Annotated in this window: 18 protein-coding genes; 13 read left to right on the top strand and 5 right to left on the bottom strand. The window is 60.7% G+C overall.

Annotated elements, in window-relative coordinates; translation table 11 throughout:
- Positions 1 to 125 precede the first annotated feature (125 nt).
- From K0H48_RS18480 to K0H48_RS18460, 5 genes are all read left to right on the top strand, one after another.
- Positions 126 to 629: an ureidoglycolate lyase gene (locus tag K0H48_RS18480; protein WP_105523190.1), complete on the top strand. Its 504-nt coding sequence runs from the start codon at positions 126 to 128 to the stop codon at positions 627 to 629.
- Positions 630 to 680: 51 nt separating this feature from the next.
- Positions 681 to 1,979, top strand: coding sequence for a urate hydroxylase PuuD (locus K0H48_RS18475; RefSeq protein ID WP_219268602.1), 1,299 nt, complete (start codon positions 681 to 683; stop codon positions 1,977 to 1,979).
- Positions 1,980 to 2,176: 197 nt separating this feature from the next.
- The gene (locus K0H48_RS18470; RefSeq protein ID WP_219268601.1) at positions 2,177 to 3,523 is read left to right on the top strand and encodes a nucleobase:cation symporter-2 family protein; all 1,347 of its coding nucleotides are present in this window, start codon (positions 2,177 to 2,179) and stop codon (positions 3,521 to 3,523) included.
- A 53-nt stretch (positions 3,524 to 3,576) separates the two neighbouring features.
- The gene (locus tag K0H48_RS18465) at positions 3,577 to 3,945 is read left to right on the top strand and encodes a hypothetical protein (protein WP_219268600.1); all 369 of its coding nucleotides are present in this window, start codon (positions 3,577 to 3,579) and stop codon (positions 3,943 to 3,945) included.
- A 23-nt stretch (positions 3,946 to 3,968) separates the two neighbouring features.
- Entirely contained in the window at positions 3,969 to 4,754 is a 786-nt protein-coding gene (locus K0H48_RS18460) for an outer membrane protein OmpK (protein ID WP_017137852.1), read from the top strand.
- Between the two features lie 109 nt (positions 4,755 to 4,863).
- On the opposite strand, the gene K0H48_RS18455 is transcribed toward K0H48_RS18460, so the two are convergent.
- Both K0H48_RS18455 and K0H48_RS18450 read right to left on the bottom strand, forming a co-directional pair.
- Positions 4,864 to 5,994, bottom strand: coding sequence for a patatin-like phospholipase family protein (locus tag K0H48_RS18455; RefSeq protein ID WP_219268599.1), 1,131 nt, complete (start codon positions 5,992 to 5,994; stop codon positions 4,864 to 4,866).
- Between the two features lie 31 nt (positions 5,995 to 6,025).
- Complete coding sequence (locus K0H48_RS18450) at positions 6,026 to 6,961, bottom strand: lipid A biosynthesis lauroyl acyltransferase (RefSeq protein WP_219268598.1); 936 nt, start codon at positions 6,959 to 6,961, stop codon at positions 6,026 to 6,028.
- A 118-nt stretch (positions 6,962 to 7,079) separates the two neighbouring features.
- Between K0H48_RS18450 and minC the strand changes: the two genes are divergently transcribed.
- The 8 genes from minC (at position 7,080) to K0H48_RS18410 (ending at position 15,282) form a co-directional block, all read left to right on the top strand.
- Positions 7,080 to 7,817, top strand: a complete 738-nt coding sequence (gene minC, locus K0H48_RS18445; RefSeq protein WP_219268597.1) for a septum site-determining protein MinC — start codon at positions 7,080 to 7,082, stop codon at positions 7,815 to 7,817.
- A 201-nt stretch (positions 7,818 to 8,018) separates the two neighbouring features.
- Positions 8,019 to 8,831 carry a septum site-determining protein MinD gene (minD, locus tag K0H48_RS18440; protein WP_017737535.1) on the top strand — a complete coding sequence of 271 codons (813 nt, stop codon included), beginning with the start codon at positions 8,019 to 8,021 and terminating at the stop codon, positions 8,829 to 8,831.
- Positions 8,832 to 8,834: 3 nt separating this feature from the next.
- Positions 8,835 to 9,089, top strand: coding sequence for a cell division topological specificity factor MinE (gene minE / locus K0H48_RS18435; RefSeq protein WP_003175252.1), 255 nt, complete (start codon positions 8,835 to 8,837; stop codon positions 9,087 to 9,089).
- A 96-nt stretch (positions 9,090 to 9,185) separates the two neighbouring features.
- Positions 9,186 to 9,821: a pseudouridine synthase gene (locus K0H48_RS18430; protein ID WP_219268596.1), complete on the top strand. Its 636-nt coding sequence runs from the start codon at positions 9,186 to 9,188 to the stop codon at positions 9,819 to 9,821.
- A 172-nt stretch (positions 9,822 to 9,993) separates the two neighbouring features.
- Entirely contained in the window at positions 9,994 to 11,283 is a 1,290-nt protein-coding gene (locus K0H48_RS18425; RefSeq protein ID WP_017137857.1) for a M18 family aminopeptidase, read from the top strand.
- A 218-nt stretch (positions 11,284 to 11,501) separates the two neighbouring features.
- The gene (locus tag K0H48_RS18420; RefSeq protein WP_163005562.1) at positions 11,502 to 11,669 is read left to right on the top strand and encodes a hypothetical protein; all 168 of its coding nucleotides are present in this window, start codon (positions 11,502 to 11,504) and stop codon (positions 11,667 to 11,669) included.
- Between the two features lie 72 nt (positions 11,670 to 11,741).
- Positions 11,742 to 13,907, top strand: coding sequence for a mechanosensitive ion channel domain-containing protein (locus K0H48_RS18415; RefSeq protein WP_219268595.1), 2,166 nt, complete (start codon positions 11,742 to 11,744; stop codon positions 13,905 to 13,907).
- 16 nt (positions 13,908 to 13,923) lie between these two features.
- Positions 13,924 to 15,282 carry an amidohydrolase gene (locus K0H48_RS18410; RefSeq protein ID WP_219268594.1) on the top strand — a complete coding sequence of 453 codons (1,359 nt, stop codon included), beginning with the start codon at positions 13,924 to 13,926 and terminating at the stop codon, positions 15,280 to 15,282.
- A 129-nt stretch (positions 15,283 to 15,411) separates the two neighbouring features.
- On the opposite strand, the gene K0H48_RS18405 is transcribed toward K0H48_RS18410, so the two are convergent.
- The 3 genes from K0H48_RS18405 to K0H48_RS18395 all read right to left on the bottom strand — a co-directional run bounded on the left by K0H48_RS18405 (position 15,412) and on the right by K0H48_RS18395 (position 18,074).
- A complete protein-coding gene (locus tag K0H48_RS18405) occupies positions 15,412 to 15,636 on the bottom strand; it encodes an MbtH family protein (protein ID WP_138814524.1) in 225 nt (74 codons plus the stop codon).
- Positions 15,637 to 15,718: 82 nt separating this feature from the next.
- A complete protein-coding gene (locus K0H48_RS18400) occupies positions 15,719 to 17,131 on the bottom strand; it encodes an aspartate aminotransferase family protein (protein ID WP_219268593.1) in 1,413 nt (470 codons plus the stop codon).
- A 175-nt stretch (positions 17,132 to 17,306) separates the two neighbouring features.
- A complete protein-coding gene (locus tag K0H48_RS18395; protein WP_219268592.1) occupies positions 17,307 to 18,074 on the bottom strand; it encodes an N-acetylmuramoyl-L-alanine amidase in 768 nt (255 codons plus the stop codon).
- Between the last annotated feature and the right edge of the window lie 28 nt (positions 18,075 to 18,102).

The raw sequence follows: 18,102 nt of genomic DNA, 5'->3' as shown, positions 1-18,102 counted from the left end.
CCACGCTCCGCGTGGGAATGCATACCGTGACGCTCTGCGTCACAAGAGCGGACGCAGAGCGTCCGGGGCGGCGTTCCCACGCAGAGCGTGGGAACGATCCACAGAATTCGGATAAGAAGACAGCCATGCGCACACTAGTGATCGAACCCCTGACCAAAGAAGCCTTCGCCCCTTTCGGAGACGTTATCGAAACCGATGGCAGCGATCACTTCATGATCAACAACGGGTCGACCATGCGCTTTCACAAGCTGGCCACGGTAGAAACCGCCCAGCCTGAAGACCACGCCATCATCAGCATCTTCCGCGCCGATGCGCAGGACATGCCGCTGACCGTGTGCATGCTGGAAAGACACCCGCTGGGCAGCCAGGCTTTCATCCCGCTGCTCGGCAACCCCTTTCTGATCGTGGTCGCGCCACTTGGCGATGAACCTGTATCAGGCTTGGTCCGCGCCTTCGTCACCAACGGCAGGCAGGGCATTAATTACCATCGCGGCGTCTGGCACCACCCGGTGCTGACGATCGAAAAGCGGGATGACTTCCTGGTGGTTGATCGCAGTGGCACAGGCAATAACTGCGATGAGCATTTTTTCAAAGAGGATGAGCGTTTGATCCTCGCCCCCCACCAATAAGAGAAGGCTTGATCACCCGACAACAAGGGTGACAGGCGAGAGGTAAAGACTGTGGAAGCACATTTGATGGAATGGCTGAACCTTAGCGTGCGCTGGGTTCACATGATCACTGGCGTCGCGTGGATCGGCGCTTCCTTCTATTTTGTCTGGCTGGAAAACAACCTTAATCGCGTCAACCCAAAGGACGGCCTGGCCGGTGACTTATGGGCGATCCACGGTGGCGGTATCTACCACCTGGAAAAATACAAACTGGCCCCGCCGACCATGCCGGACAACCTGCATTGGTTCAAATGGGAAGCCTATTTCACCTGGATGTCGGGCATCGCGCTGCTGTGCGTAGTGTTCTACGCCAACCCGACCTTGTACCTGCTGGCCCCGGGCAGCAGCCTCAGCGGCCCGGAAGGTGTGTTGCTGGGCCTCGGCTCGTTGCTGGCCGGCTGGTTCATCTACTCCTTCCTCTGCGACTCCGCACTGGGCAAGCGCCCTGCCCTGCTCGGCCTGATCCTGTTCGTACTGTTGATTGCCGCTGCGTACGGCTTCAGCAAAGTGTTCAGCGGCCGTGGCGCCTACCTGCACGTGGGTGCGGTAATCGGCACCATCATGGTCGGCAACGTGTTCCGCATCATCATGCCCGCCCAGCGTGCGCTGGTGGCGGCCATCGCCGAGAACCGCACACCTGACCCGGCGCTGCCGGCCAAAGGCTTGCTGCGTTCGCGCCACAACAACTACTTCACCTTGCCAGTGCTGTTCATCATGATCAGCAACCACTTCCCGAGCACCTACGGCAGCCAATACAACTGGCTGATCCTGGCGGGTATCGCAGTGGCGGCGGTGTTGGTGCGTCACTACTTCAACACGCGGCATAACAGCCAGAAGTATGCGTGGACCTTGCCGGTGGGCGCATTGGCGATGATCTGCCTGGCGTATGTGACCGGTCCCAAGCCTGTGTCGACTGCACCAGATGTGGCCAAGGCGCCTGCCGCCATCGAGTACCAGCCGTTGCCGGAAACCGCGTTGGGCGGAGGTCTGAAACCCGCTGCACCGGCAGCACCGGCAGCAGCACCTGCTGCGGCACCGGCCCAGGCCTCGATTGATTTCGACAAGGTGCACGGCGTGATCCAGGAACGCTGCGCCGTGTGCCATTCGGCCAAGCCCACCAGCCCGCTGTTCAGCACTGCGCCAGCCGGCGTGATGTTCGACACCCCGGCGCAGATCCAGCAGCAGGCGGCGCGCATTCAAGCGCAGGCCGTGGCCAGCCAGATCATGCCGCTGGGCAACATCACCCAGATGACCCAGCAGGAGCGGGATTTGATCGGCACCTGGATCAACCAGGGGGCACGCACTAACTGACAGATTTACAGAGATCTCATGTGGGAGCTGGCTTGCCTGCGATGGCAGTGGGTAATCCAACCCTTCCGGTGCCTGATACACCGCCATCGCAGGCAAGCCAGCTCCCACAGTTGAGATCGGCGTCGTTTTGAAGACTGAGTTCCACCCGGCAATTGAATGCCAAACAACACAAAAATAAAAAAGATCCGAGGTGTTGCATGACCGAGTTAGTCGAACCGCAGATTCCCGCCGCACCCGCCATGGTGCGGCTGCCCCTCTTGCAACTGATTCTGGTTGGCCTGCAACACGTCTTGCTGATGTACGGCGGCGCCGTCGCCGTACCCCTGATCATTGGCCAGGCCGCAGGCTTGAGCCGTGAAGAAATCGCCTTTCTGATCAACGCCGACCTGCTGGTGGCCGGTATCGCCACCATGGTGCAGTCATTCGGCATCGGCCCGGTGGGCATTCGCATGCCGGTGATGATGGGCGCCAGTTTTGCCGCCGTCGGCAGCATGGTGGCCATGGCCGGCATGCCTGGCATCGGCCTGCAGGGCATCTTCGGCGCGACCATCGCTGCCGGTTTTTTCGGCATGTTGATCGCGCCGTTCATGTCCAAGGTCGTACGGTTTTTCCCACCGTTGGTGACCGGCACCGTGATCACTGCCATCGGCCTGTCGCTGTTCCCCGTGGCCGTGAACTGGGCCGGTGGCGGCAGCGCTGCTGCCACGTTTGGCTCGCCGGTTTACCTGGCGATTGCCGCACTGGTGCTGGCGACCATCTTGCTGATCAACCGCTTCATGCGCGGCTTCTGGGTGAATATCTCAGTGCTGATCGGCATGGCGCTCGGCTATGGCTTGTGCGGCCTGCTCGGCATGGTCGACCTCAGCGGCCTGGCCCAGGCGCCGTGGGTGCAGGTGGTGACGCCCCTGCATTTCGGCATGCCCAAGTTCGAGTTGGCGCCGATCCTGTCGATGTGCCTGGTGGTGGTGATCATCTTCGTCGAGTCCACCGGGATGTTCCTGGCGCTGGGCAAAATCACCGGCCAGGAAGTCACACCAAAGATGCTGCGCCGTGGCCTGCTGTGTGACGCTGGCGCCTCGTTTTTCGCCGGTTTCTTCAACACGTTTACCCACTCCTCATTCGCGCAGAATATCGGCCTGGTGCAGATGACGGGCGTGCGTTGCCGCTCAGTGACGATCATGGCTGGGGCGTTTTTGATTGTGCTGAGCCTGCTGCCCAAAGCCGCGTTTCTGGTGGCGTCGATTCCACCGGCCGTATTGGGCGGTGCCGCCATTGCCATGTTCGGCATGGTCGCGGCGACTGGCATCAAAATCCTGCAAGAGGCCGACATTGCCGACCGCCGCAACCAGTTGCTGGTGGCGGTCAGCATCGGCATGGGCCTGATCCCGGTGGTGCGCCCGGAGTTCTTCGCACAGTTGCCGCTGTGGATGAGCCCGATAACCCACAGCGGAATCGCCATGGCCACCCTCAGTGCCTTGTCGCTGAACATCCTGTTCAACATCCTCGGCGGTTCGGAACGGCCCGCTGTCGCCCACACGCATTGATTTCACCTGTTAGCAAAAAACAACAAAAATAATAAACAACAGGAAATACCCACATGCACCCTATTCACCTGGGGCCGGCCACAAGCCGCGCCCCATTCTCGCCCCCTGCGCTCTCTAACAGCGCACTTGAGCCAAGGCCTGGGAGCCAGTATTCTCCGCGCCCGCTCGAATCGACTCAAAAAAAAACAGCGAATGTAAAAGCTGACTGCAGGGCCAACTTATCCTGGCCCAATGTCTGCGGCCAACGTGCAGAAAAAACCTCGGAATTCGACTGCATCAAGTGCAGCCGAAGGTCTTTTATTGGCTTTTTAAACACCTTGGCGCAGCTCTTGCTAAAAGCACTAAAGCTGACCAAACAGACGATTTTTGCAGCGAACCAAAAGGCGCCACACCAGAGCGCCTGCGTAGAAAAACAACCATAAAACTTTGACTCGGGAGCAACCGAATGAAACCTATGTTCAAAGGCCTGATGCTGGCAGGATCCCTGCTGGCCGGCGGCCAAGCCGTGGCAGGCGATTTGTTGCAGTGGCAGAACAACAGCCTGACGTACCTGTGGGGCAAGAACTTCACCGTTAACCCGCAGATCCAGCAAACCGTCACCTTCGAGCACGCCGATGCGTGGAAGTACGGCGACAACTTCCTGTTCGTCGACCGCATCTTTTACAACGGCAAGGAAGACGGCAACGTCGGCCCAAGTACTTACTACGGCGAGTTCAGCCCACGCTTGTCGTTCGGCAAGATCTTCGACAAAGACCTCTCATTCGGCCCGATCAAAGATGTGCTGCTGGCCTTCACTTACGAGTTCGGCGAAGGCGATAACGAGTCGTACCTGCTGGGCCCGGGTTTTGACCTGAACATCCCTGGCTTCGACTACTTCCAGTTGAACTTCTACCAGCGCCAGACCGAAGGCAATCGCCCAGGCGATGGCGTGTGGCAGATCACGCCGGTGTGGTCGTACACCATTCCCGTGGGCAACTCCAACGTGCTGATCGACGGTTTCATGGACTGGGTAGTGGACAACGACAGGAACGCCCGTGGCACTTACCACGCCAACTTGCACTTCAACCCACAGGTCAAGTATGACCTGGGCAAGGCGCTGCATTGGGGCGAGAAGCAGCTGTATGTCGGCTTCGAATATGACTACTGGAAGAACAAGTACGGGATCGAAGATTCCGGCGCGTTCAAGACTAACCAGGACACGGCGAGCTTCCTGGTCAAGTATCACTTCTAAACATTAGTGAAAATCAAATGTGGGAGCGGGCTTGCTCGCGAATGCGGTGTGTCAGTCACTGAATCTGCTGGCTGATCCACCGCATTCGCGAGCAAGCCAGCTCCCACATTTAGTTCAGCGTCAGCCCAAGGAATCTGGACAATTCCTCACGCTTGGCCAACGCATCTTTCCTGCCCAGTTCAATCAACTCGCTGCAATACCCCGCCTCGAACAGCAAGTAACTCAACACCCCCGCCCCACTGGTCTTGGTAGCCCCTGGCCCGCGCAAGAACAGACGCAACGCCGCCGGCAACTCCTGCCGATGCCGCGCCGCGATCTCATCGATCGGCTGGCTGGGCGCAATCACCAGCACCTCTACCGGCGCCAGCCCAGGCGCAGCATGGCTGAATTGGTTCAGACGCTCCAACAGCTCGATATCGCTTTCCAGGCTGTCAATGAACGTGCTGTTGAGCATATGCCCGCCAATCTGCGCCAAGGTCGGCTCCTGGCCGGTGTAGGTACGCTGCATCGACGGTTCATTGCCGCGCGGGTTGCCGCTCACGCCCACCACCAGCACGCGGTTGGCACCCAGGTGCAAGGCCGGGCTGATGGGCGCGGATTGGCGCACGGCACCGTCACCAAAATATTCCTGATCGAGCTTGACCGGCGCAAACAGCAAAGGAATCGCAGAGCTGGCCAGCAAGTGCTCAACCGTCAGTTGGGTCGGCACACCGATACGCCGATGGCGCAGCCAGGCATCGATCTTGCCGCCGCCCTGATAGAACGTCACCGCTTGCCCGGACTCGTAGCCGAAGGCCGTAACTGCAACGGCGTGCAGATGCTTGTTGCGGATCGCCTCGTCGATGCCGTGCAGGTGCAGTTTGTCATTGAGCAGGTCACGCAGTGGCGTACTGTTGAGCAACGCCACCGGCACCTGAGCGCCGAAACCCAGCAGGCTATGGATAAAAAAACGGCTGGCCTGGCGCACCACGCCTGGCCAATCGCTGCGCAATACCAGATGGCTGCGAAAGCCCTGCCAGAACGCCGTGAGGCGTTGGATGGCGGCGGTGAAATCCGTGGCGCCACTGGCCAGGCTCACCGCATTGATCGCGCCGGCCGAGGTGCCGACAATCACCGGAAAAGGATTCGGTGCCCCCGGCGGCAGCAACTCGGCAATCGCCGCCAGCACCCCCACCTGATACGCCGCTCGCGCCCCGCCACCGGAAAGAATCAAGCCTGTGACCGGTTCAGCTGGGCGCATTGCGTCACTCCATAGCGGAAAAAAGTGCGGGTTATCGGCGGCGCGGTTCGTACAACTTAGCCTCGCCCGGTGGCCGGCTCTTGAAGCGCCGGTGCGTCCACAGGTACTGCTCGGGGCATTCGCGCACCGAGGCTTCAACCCACTGGTTGATGCGCAGGCAGTCAACTTCGTCGCTCTCGCCGGGGAAGTCGGTCAACGGCGGGTGGATCACCAGGCGGTAACCGCTGCCATCGGCCAGGCGCTCCTGGGTGAAGGGCATCACCAGCGCCTTGCCCAGCCGCGCAAACTTGCTGGTGGCGGTCACGGTAGCGGCCTGAATGCCGAACAGCGGCACAAAAATGCTTTGCTTGGCGCCGTAGTCCTGGTCCGGCGCATACCAGATGGCGCGGCCCGAGCGCAGCAGCTTGAGCATGCCGCGCACATCGTCGCGCTCCACTGCCAGGGAATCGAGGTTATGCCGCTCACGGCCACGGCGCTGGATAAAGTCGAACAACGGGTTGCCATGCTCGCGGTACATGCCATCAATGGTGTGCTTTTGCCCGAGCAGGGCCGCGCCGATTTCCAGGGTGGTGAAGTGCAACGCCATCAGGATCACACCCTTGCCATCCAGATGCGCCTGCTTCAAATGCTCAAGCCCTTCGACATGGGCCAGGCGCGCCAGACGCGCCTTGGGCCACCACCAGCTCATGGCCATCTCGAAGAAGGCGATGCCGGTGGACGCGAAGTTTTCCTTAAGCAGCCGTTTACGTTCCTTGGCGGACTTTTCCGGGAAGCACAGCTCGAGGTTGCGCGCGGCGATGCGGCGACGATCACCGGCCACGCAGTACATGCCGGCGCCAAGTAATCGACCAATGGTCAGCAATGCACGGTAGGGCAACTGAGTAATCAGCCACAGCAGGCCGAGTCCCAGCCATAACAGCCAAAAACGCGGGTGAAAAAATACAGCTCGAAAACGCGGGCGATCCATTACAGATTCCGGTAAAGACAAGGGCCGCGCATTCTACAACGTTCGACTCGGCTTGCGGCCCGTGGATGTTCTCGTTATAAGTCTCGACACTTTTCGTGACAAGCCGCTTTTGCCGACCATGAGCCAAACCGAACCGCTAGACCAAGATCCCGTGTTCCAGCTGAAAGGCAGCATGCTCGCCATTACCGTGCTGGAACTGGCCCGCAACGACCTCGACGCCCTGGACCGCCAGCTCGCCGCCAAGGTCGCCCTGGCGCCGAACTTTTTCAACAATGCCCCGCTGGTACTGGCCCTGGACAAACTCCCGGCCGGCCAGGGCGCCATTGATTTGCCCGGCCTGATGCGCGTCTGCCGCTCCCACGGTTTGCGCACCCTGGCGATTCGCGCCAGCCGTATCGAAGACATCGCCGCAGCCATCGCTATTGAACTGCCCGTATTGCCACCCTCCGGTGCCCGCGAGCGCCCGCTCGAACCGCTGGAAGGTGAAGGTAAGAAAAAACCGGAAAAACCGCCGGAACCTACCGTCAAGCCTACAAAGATCATCACCTCTCCCGTACGCGGCGGGCAGCAGATTTACGCTCAGGGTGGCGACCTGGTGGTGATCTCCTCGGTAAGCCCCGGGGCGGAACTTCTCGCCGATGGCAACATCCATGTATACGGCCCCATGCGCGGACGTGCCCTCGCCGGCATCAAGGGCGATACCAAGGCGCGGATTTTTTGCCAGCAGTTGAGCGCTGAGCTAGTGTCCATCGCAGGCCAGTACAAGGTTTCAGAAGATTTGCGCCGTGATCCGCTGTGGGGGGCCGGGGTGCAGGTCAGCCTGTCGGGCGATGTGTTGAACATCATCCGTCTTTAACGGATACTGCCGCATTTTCCAAGCATCTCTAGACTCTGATAGCAAAGCGAAACCGGCAAGACTTGTGTAGGAATAATTGGAAGTTGGCGTTTCCCCCGTGGAAACCACATCTTTTTCCTATAAAGGCTGTCCGCCTGCAGCGAGTTTCAAGAGATGTTTTTCAGGGACCGAAAAGTCCTTTTTCCTTAGGGGTGAAACACCTTGGCCAAGATTCTCGTGGTTACATCCGGCAAGGGTGGTGTGGGTAAGACCACCACCAGCGCCGCTATCGGTACCGGCCTCGCTCTGCGCGGCCATAAAACAGTCATCGTCGACTTCGACGTCGGTTTGCGTAACCTCGACCTGATCATGGGCTGCGAACGCCGCGTGGTGTACGACTTCGTCAACGTGGTGAACGGCGAAGCCAACCTGCAACAGGCCCTGATCAAGGACAAGCGCCTTGAGAACCTGTACGTGCTGGCCGCCAGCCAGACCCGCGACAAAGACGCGCTGACAAAAGAAGGCGTGGGCAAAGTTCTCGCCGAGCTCAAAGAAACCTTCGAATACGTGGTGTGCGACTCCCCGGCCGGTATCGAAACTGGTGCTCACCTGGCGATGTACTTCGCCGATGAAGCCATCGTCGTCACCAACCCGGAAGTCTCCTCGGTACGTGACTCGGACCGCATGCTCGGCCTGTTGGCCAGCAAGTCCCAGCGCGCCGAAAAGGGTGAAGACCCGATCAAGGAACACCTGCTCCTGACCCGTTACAACCCTGAGCGCGTCAGCAATGGCGAAATGCTTGGCGTTGAAGACGTGAAAGACATCCTCGCAGTGACCCTGCTGGGCGTGATCCCGGAATCCCAGGCCGTGCTGAAAGCATCCAACCAGGGCGTGCCGGTGATTCTTGATGACCAGAGCGACGCCGGCCAGGCGTACAGCGATGCAGTCGATCGCTTGCTGGGCAAGACCGTGGAACATCGCTTCCTCGATGTTAAGAAGAAGGGATTCTTCGAGCGTATCTTTGGAGGCAACTAAACAATGAAATTTCTCGACTTCTTTCGCGCCAACAAAAAGCCAAGTACCGCGTCGGTAGCGAAAGAGCGTCTACAGATCATCGTGGCGCACGAACGCGGCCAACGCAGTACCCCGGACTACCTGCCAGCCTTGCAGAAGGAACTGGTCGAGGTGATCCGCAAGTACGTCAATATCGGCAACGATGACGTGCATGTCGCCCTTGAAAACGACGGCAGCTGCTCGATTCTGGAACTCAATATCACCCTGCCTGATCGTTAATCGAAAAGGCGGCTGCCACGGCGGCTCGATCACCTTGATCCCTTTTGGGGAACCGGGTGGGCGAGTCGCCGTTGGCGTTTGTTACGAGGCTGTTTAATGCCGCTGTCCAATATTCATATCCTGCATCAGGACGCCGCCGTCCTGGTGGTGAACAAGCCTACCCTGCTGCTCTCGGTGCCTGGCCGCGCCGATGACAACAAGGACTGCCTGATCACCCGCCTGCAGGAAAACGGCTACCCCGAAGCCCGCATCGTCCATCGCCTGGACTGGGAAACCTCAGGGATCATCCTGCTCGCACGGGACGCCGACAGTCACCGCGAACTGTCGCGCCAGTTTCACGACCGCGAAACCGAAAAAGCCTACACCGCCTTGGCTTGGGGCCAGCCGGAACTGGACAGTGGCAGCATCGACCTGCCCCTGCGCTACGACCCGCCGACCAAGCCGCGCCACGTAGTCGACTATGAGTTTGGCAAAAACGCGCTGACCTTCTGGAAAGTGCTGGAGCGATGTGACGATTGGTGCCGCGTGGAACTCACGCCGATCACCGGGCGCTCGCACCAGTTGCGGGTGCATATGCTGTCGATCGGCCATCCGCTGCTGGGTGATGGCTTGTACGCCCATGAACAAGCCCTGGCCGCCTGGCCGCGTCTGTGCCTGCATGCGAGCATGTTGAGCTTCACGCACCCGCAAAGCGGTGAGCGTTTGCGTTTCGAGTGCCCGGCTCCGTTCTAAAATTGGCAATACGACCAAAATGTGGGAGCGGGCTTGCTCGCGAATGCGGTGGATCAGATACACATTCTGTGACTGACACACCGCATTCGCGAGCAAGCCCGCTCCCACATTTGTTATGTGCAGTTCTCGCCATCGAACGGTAAACTCCGCGCATTGCTGTCTGGAGCTATTTATGCGCGAAGCGTTGAATCAAGGCCTGATCGACTTCCTCAAGGCCTCCCCTACTCCTTTTCATGCCACTGCCGCCCTCGCCCAGCGCCTGGAAGCGGCCGGTTACCAGCGTCTCGACGAGCGCGAAACCTGGGCCACCGAGGCCAACGGGCGCTATTACGTCACCCGTAACGATTCCTCGATCATCGCCTTCAAGCTCGGTAAGCATTCGCCGCTGCAAGACGGCATCCGTATGGTCGGCGCCCACACCGACAGCCCGTGCCTGCGGGTCAAGCCCCAGCCGGAGCTGCAACGCCAGGGCTTCTGGCAGTTGGGCGTGGAAGTCTACGGCGGCGCGCTGCTGGCGCCGTGGTTCGACCGCGACCTGTCGCTGGCCGGCCGCGTGACCTTCCGCCGCGACGGCAAGGTCGAGAGCCAACTGATCGATTTCAAGTTGCCGATTGCCATCATCCCCAACCTGGCCATTCACCTGAACCGTGAAGCCAACCAGGGCTGGGCGATCAATGCCCAGACCGAGCTGCCGCCGATCCTTGCGCAGTTTGCCGGTGACGAGCGAGTGGACTTCCGCGCCGTGCTCACTGAGCAACTCGCCCGCGAACACGGCCTGAACGCCGATGTGGTGCTCGACTACGAGTTGAGCTTCTACGACACGCAAAGTGCTGCGGTGATCGGCCTCAATGGCGACTTCATTGCCGGTGCGCGCCTGGACAACCTGTTGTCGTGCTACGCCGGCCTGCAAGCCTTGCTGACCAGCGAAAATGACGAAACCTGCGTGCTGGTGTGCAACGACCACGAAGAAGTCGGCTCCTGCTCGGCCTGCGGCGCCGATGGCCCGATGCTGGAGCAGACCCTGCGCCGTCTTTTGCCGGAAGGTGAGGAATTCGTACGTACCATTCAGAAATCACTGTTGGTCTCGGCAGACAATGCCCACGGCGTACACCCCAACTACGCGGAGAAACACGACGCCAACCATGGCCCGAAACTCAATGCTGGCCCGGTGATCAAGGTCAACAGCAACCAGCGCTACGCCACCAACAGCGAAACCGCCGGGTTCTTCCGCCACCTGTGCATGGCCCAGGAAGTACCGGTGCAGAGCTTTGTGGTGCGCAGCGACATGGGCTGTGGCTCGACCATCGGCCCGATCACCGCCAGCCACCTGGGCGTGCGCACCGTGGACATCGGCTTGCCGACGTTTGCCATGCACTCGATTCGTGAGCTGTGCGGCAGCCATGATCTGGCGCACCTGGTGAAGGTGTTGGGTGCGTTTTATGCGAGTCGCGATCTGCCCTGATCTCAGGGGCTGAATGCGGTCAAAACTGTGGGAGCGGGCTTGCTCGCGAAAGCGGAGTGTCAGTCAATTCATCTGTAACTGGCACACCGTATTCGCGAGCAAGCCCGCTCCCACAGTTGGTTTTGCATAAACCTGACCCATATCACTGCCACTTTGCATAATCCGGCCTAGACTTGTCAGTATTCCCACTCCGACAAGGCCGTCGCCCCATGATCTCCATGTCTTCATTCCACGCCATGCTCATTCCCATCATCATCGGCATGATCCTGCTCGCGACCGGCTTCAACTTTCGCGACAAGCCCGTGGGTGTGTTTGGCATGTGGATCGGCATGCTGTTGATTCTCGGCACCGTGGTTTACAAGATCCTCGCCAAACTCGCGGAATAACAAATGCACTCGCATTGGGCATAGCGGCCTCGTACACTCGGTCAATTCGTCGTTTTCAAGGTTGACCGCCTCGTGCTTTCCCGTCTGTTTGCCCTGCCCTGCTATTTTCTGATCGCCCTGCTCACGCTGCTGCCCCTTGCGCCAGCAAACGCCGTGAGCCTGCCCGGCCTGCTGGGCAGTACCAACAAGACCCAGCCCCAGGCCGATGTGCCGCTGGGCCAGTCGCTGGACGAGGTGATCAAAACCCTGGAAAACGACCAGCAGCGCACCCAGTTGCTGAGCGACCTGAAGAAGCTGCGCGAAGCCACACAAAAAGCCCAGCCCGTCGCCGAGCAAGGCGTGCTTGGCTTGATCGGCAGCACCTTGGCCGAGCTTGAAGCCCAGTTTTCCGGGGCCGACAGCCCGCTGGGGCGCTGGTCCAACGAGGTCGACCTGGCCAAGGATGAACTCACGGCGCTGATGTTGCCGGCCACCGAATGGCTGCCGATCATTTTCGGTTTTGCCGTGATCCTGGCAGTGTGGAGCCTGCTGGCCGCCGCGCTGATCTGGCTCAGCCACCGCGTGCGCGAGCGTTTCGGCCTGCCCGAAGAACTGCCGCAACACCCGCGTACCTGGGACATGGTGCGCTTCGCCCTGCGTAAACTCGGGCCGTGGCTGATTGCGTTGATCATCACGGTTTACCTCAGCTACGCGCTGCCGTCGTCCCTGGGCAAATCCCTGGCGATGGTGCTGGCCTATGCGCTGGTGGTCGGCACCTGTTTCTCGGCGATCTGCGTGATTGCCTTCTCGGTACTCGACGGCCCGCACCGTCACCGGGCGCTGTATATCCTGCGTCATCAGGCCTTCCGCCCGTTGTGGTGGATCGGCAGTTTTGCCGCCTTTGGTGAAGCCTTGAGCGACCCAAGGCTGGTCGCGGCGCTTGGCCAGCACCTGGCCCACACTGCCGCGACTGTCGCCAATGTAATGGCGGCGCTGTCCACTGGCGTGTTTATCCTGCGCTTCCGCCGCCCGATTGCGCACCTGATCCGCAACCAACCGCTGTCGCGCCGCCTCACACGCCGCGCCCTCACCGACACGCTCTCGATCATCGGCTCCTTCTGGTACATCCCGGCGCTGTTGCTGGTGGGCATCTCACTGTTCGCCACCTTCCTGTCGGCCGGCGACACCAGCACCGCGCTGCGCCAATCGCTGCTGTGCACGGTGTTGCTGGTGTTGTGCATGGTGATCAACGGGCTGGTGCGCCGCCATGCGCTCAAACCACAACGTGGGCACAAGCGCCACGCGCTGTACTCCGAGCGCCTGAAAAGCTTCGTCTATACCCTGGCCCATCTGGTGGTGTGGCTGGTGTTCATCGAGCTGGGCCTGCGCGTGTGGGGCCTGTCGATGATTCGCTTTACCGAAGGTGACGGGCATGAAGTCAGCGTCAAGCTGTTCGGCCTGGGCGGCACGCTGCTGTTTGCCTGGCTGATCTGGATTCTCAGCGACACCGCGATCCACCATGCCCTCACCCGCTCGCGCAAAGGCCTGGCCAATGCGCGTGCGCAGACCATGATGCCGCTGATCCGCAACGTGCTGTTCGTGACCATCTTTATCATCGCCGCCATCGTCGCCCTGGCGAACATGGGCATGAACGTCACGCCGCTGCTGGCCGGTGCCGGTGTGATCGGTATCGCCATCGGTTTCGGTGCACAGTCGCTGGTAGCCGACTTGATCACCGGCCTGTTCATCATCATCGAAGATTCCCTGGCGATTGATGACTACGTGGATGTCGGCGGCCACCTCGGCACCGTCGAAGGCCTGACCATCCGCACCGTGCGCCTGCGCGATATCGACGGCATCGTGCACACTATTCCGTTCAGTGAAATCAAGAGCATCAAGAACTATTCGCGGGAGTTCGGCTACGCGATCTTCCGGGTGGCGATCCCCTTCAATATGGAGATCGACGACGCCATCAAGCTGATGCGCGATGTCGGCCAGAAAATGCGCAACGACCCACTGCAACGCCGCAATATCTGGTCGCCGCTGGAAATTCAGGGCGTTGAGAGCTTTGAGTCCGGCAGCGCGATCCTGCGGGCGCGCTTCAAGACCGCGCCGATCAAGCAGTGGGAAGTGTCGCGGGCGTTCAACCTGTCACTCAAGCGCCATCTGGATGAAGCCGGGCTGGACCTGGCAACACCGCGCTTGAGCGTGCAGGTGGTGACCGCCGGCACTGTGCAGGAGAAAGATCAACAACAATAAATAAGGAGAGGTCTGTATGCGTTTGAACGGTCTGACACACCAATGGGTTTTCGGCATGCTCTGCGGGCTCGCCAGCAGCGCGGTGATTGCCGCCAGCAGCGGCCAGGGCAGTGAACAAGAGAGTGCCCGGGAGGAAATCGCCGCCCAGGCCAAAATCCTCGAACCGGCGTTGCTGGAAACCCGCCGCGATATCCACGCCCACCCCGAGTTGGGCAATACCGAAACCCGCACCGCCGAACTGGTCGCCAAACAACTGCGCGACCTGGGCCTTGAAGTCAAAACCGGCGTGGCCCGCACCGGCGTGGTCGCCATCTTGAAAGGTGCGCTGCCCGGCCCCACCGTGGCCCTGCGTGCCGACATGGATGCGCTGCCGGTCAAGGAAGTCGCCGACCTGCCCTTCGCCTCCAAAGCCAAAGGCACCTACCTGGGCAAGGAAGTCGACGTGATGCACGCCTGCGGCCACGACGCCCACACGGCAATCCTGCTGAGCACCGCGAAAATTCTCACCGGCATGCGCGAGCGCCTGCCCGGCACCGTGGTGTTTTACTTCCAGCCGGCCGAAGAAGGCCCGAGCGACTTTATCCCCGACGGCAAAAACACCTGGGGTGCAAAAATGATGGTGCAGGAAGGCGTGATGAAGTCGCCCAAGCCAGACGCGGTGTTCGGCCTGCATGTCTGGGCCGGTGTGCCTGCCGGGCAAATCGCCTATCGCCCTGGCCCGACCCTGGCCAGCTCCGATGACCTGCGCATCAAGATCCTCGGCAAACAGACCCACGCCGGCCGCCCGTGGGACGGTATCGACCCGATCACCGTCGGCGCGCAGACCATTGTCGGCCTGCAAACCGTGGTGAGTCGCCGCACTGACATCTCGTCATTCCCATCGGTGGTGAGCATCGGCACCATCAACGGCGGCACCCGCTACAACATCATCCCCGAGTCGGTGGACATGAGCGGCACCATCCGTTCCTACGACTACGGCATTCGCCAGAAGCTGCACGCGGACGTGCGCCAGACTGTAAAGAAAATCGCCGAAAGCGGCGGTGCCAAGGCCGAAGTCACGATCATCGAAAAATACGACCCGACCATCAACAACCCGGCACTCACCGAAAAAATGCTGCCAAGCCTGCGTTGGGCGGCCAAGGATGATGTGGTGCAAGGCCCACTGGTGGGCGGCGCCGAGGACTTCTCGTTTTACGCCAAGGAAGCGCCAGGGCTGTTTGTGTTTCTGGGCGTGACGCCGAGGGATCAGGACATGAGCAAAGCGGCGCCGAATCATAATCCGGGGTTCTTTGTGGACGAGTCGGCGTTGGTGGTGGGGGTGCGGACGCTGGCGTCGTTGGCGACGGATTACCTGTATACCAACACGCAGCAGTAAGGCTTTATGTGGGAGCGGGCTTGCTCGCGAATGCGGTGTGTCAGTTAGCGAAAGTATTGACTGATCCGACGCATTCGCGAGCAAGCCCGCTCCCAAACAAGCCCGCTCCCACAGTTGATCTGGGGTGTGTCAGCCAGCCAGTGCGGCGCCATCCATCTTCTGGCGCAGGCTCAGCGGGCGCATGTCAGTCCAGGTCTCTTCGATGTAGGCCAGGCACTCTTTCTTCATGCCGCTCTTGCCCACGGTGCGCCAGCCTTCGGGCACAGCCTTATAGTCGGGCCAGATGGAATACTGTTCTTCGTGGTTGACCACTACCTGAAACAGGATGTCGTCGCGGTCAAATACTGAGGTCATTGCTGTTCTCCATCGCTGAAAAGCCGGCTGCGCACCACGCGCAGCACTGATATCTGTAGAAACGTACCAAGCCCACTAAAAATTAGAGGCTGGCGACCGCTGCCGTCAGCGCGCGCCCGAAGATCTCGGCCACGCGGTCGACTTCGGCAGCAGTAATCACCAGCGGCGGCAGGAAGCGCACCACACTGCCGTGCCGGCCGCCCAGCTCCAGGATCAGGCCACGCTTGAGGCATTCGCGTTGCACCAGCGGCGCCAATTGGCGATGCACCGGCGGGTGGCCCTGGATATCGGGCGTGCCGTTCGGGTCGACCAGCTCAACGCCCAGCATCAGCCCACGCCCACGAATATCGCCCAGGTGCGGAAAGTCGCGCTGCAGGATGCGCAGGTGCTCCGCCAGGCGCTCGCCCATGGCCGCCGCGTGGCCGGCCAGGTCGTGCTCCTTGAGGTAGCGCATTACCGCCGAGCCCGCCGCCATCGCCATCTGGTTACCCCGGAACGTTCCGGCATGCGCGCCCGGCAACCAGGTGTCGAGCCAGTCGCGATACACCACCACCGCCAGCGGCAAGCTGCCGCCGATGGCCTTGGACATCACCACAACGTCGGGGATGATGCCGGCGTGTTCAAAGGCAAACATCTTGCCGGTGCGGCCGAAACCGCTCTGGATTTCATCCACGATCAACGCCACACCGGCCTGTTCGGTGATGCGTCGCAAGCCGCGCAGCCAGTCAAGATCAGCCGGGATCACACCGCCCTCGCCCTGCACCACCTCGACAATCACCGCCGCCGGCAACAGCACGCCGGCTTCCGGGTCGTTGAGCAGGTTTTCCAGGTAATGCAGGTTGACCCGCACACCCTCGGCGCCGCCCAGGCCGAATGGGCAGCGATAGTCGTAGGGGAAAGGCAAAAACTGCACGCCATTGCCGAGCAGAGCGCCCAAGGGTTTCTTCGGCCCCAGGCTGCCCATCAGGCTCAGCGCGCCCTGGCTCATGCCGTGATAGCCGCCCTGGAACGACAGCACCGTGCTGCGACCCGTGGCAGTGCGCACCAGCTTCAACGCAGCTTCCACCGCATCCGTGCCGGTGGGGCCGCAAAACTGGATTTTGGCTTCCTGCGCAAGCGTTGCCGGCAGCAGGCCGAACAGGTCCTGGACGAACTGGTCCTTGACCGGCGTGGTCAGGTCGAGCGTGTGCAGGGGCAGCTCGTCGCTCAGCACCTGCTGGATGGCTGCGATCACCACCGGATGGTTGTGGCCGAGTGCCAAGGTGCCGGCACCGGCGAGGCAGTCGATAAAGCTGCGGCCTTCGACGTCTTCCACGTAAATGCCCTTGGCGCGCTTAAGTGCCAACGGGATACGCCGCGGGTAGCTGCGGGCGTTGGATTCCTGCTGGCGCTGGCGGGCCAGCAATGGGGTTTCTTCAAAGTGGTAGAGCGTTTCCACCGGTGCTGCGCCTGCATGCACCGGTGCGTCTTCGATACGGCTGGTAGCGACTGACATCTCTCGATCCCTCAATACGCGGGTGGGGGTGACCAAACGGGCGATCCGCGTATGTGCGGATTTCATGTTCTGGAGACGCACCAGCGGTGGGGGGATTTAGGCTTGTTGTGGTTTTTGATCGACAGCGGGACGCGGAGCGTCCGGGGCGGCATTCCCACGCAGAGCGTGGGAACAATCAAATCCCCCGATACCGCTCATTCAACGCATACAAAATCGCGCACGTCTCGCCATCCAACGCGCCACAATAATCCCGGTGACGAAAACGCATCTGAAACGCCCGCGTGCGCAGTTCAAACTCACGACGATTCAAGGCCGGTTTATATCCGAATCGCTGAAACGCCCGCTCCACCTCCACTTCCGGCGGCAACCCCAGGCAAAACCGCCGCTGAAACATCGCCCGTGTTGCCTCATCAAACCAGGCGCCGATCCCGGCCTCGAACAAGCACTGCCAGGGCAACCGAGGCCCAGGATCACTCTTGCGCCAATACGCCACATCTGAATGCCCGAGCACATCCAAAGGCCCCACCTGCGGGTAACGCCCAAGAATGTCGCCAACCAGCGCAATCAACATGCCTACCTGCTCCCGGCCATACGCAGGGAAGGTAAACACCCCGCCATCGTCCCGCGCCAGATTGATAATCTCGATACCAATCGCACGGCTGTTGAGGTTATCGCGCCCGCCCCAATGGCTAACGCCGGCATGCCAGGCACGCTTATCCTCGTCCACCAGGCGAAACACCCGCAACTCGTCATAACCGGCAGCGCGATAGCTGGGCTCATCAGGGTCAGGGAGTAAATAGTGAGCGCTGACGCCATCTTGGGTCAGCGTACGCAAGGACGCTGCAAAGGGTGCCGCGGTGTAATGCAAAACCACCTGCTGCACGACCTCGCCGTTGCGTTGATTAAAATCCTGGGCGGGGAAACTGCTGTCGATCACCAACATAAGAACCATCCTTTTCAATACAGGCCGA

Origin of the sequence: Pseudomonas sp. Xaverov 259, from assembly GCF_019352915.1 — a bacterium.
Lineage (GTDB): Bacteria > Pseudomonadota > Gammaproteobacteria > Pseudomonadales > Pseudomonadaceae > Aquipseudomonas.
The sequence above is the reverse complement of the archived record's forward strand: the minus strand, read 5'-3'. Positions and strand labels throughout refer to the sequence as shown.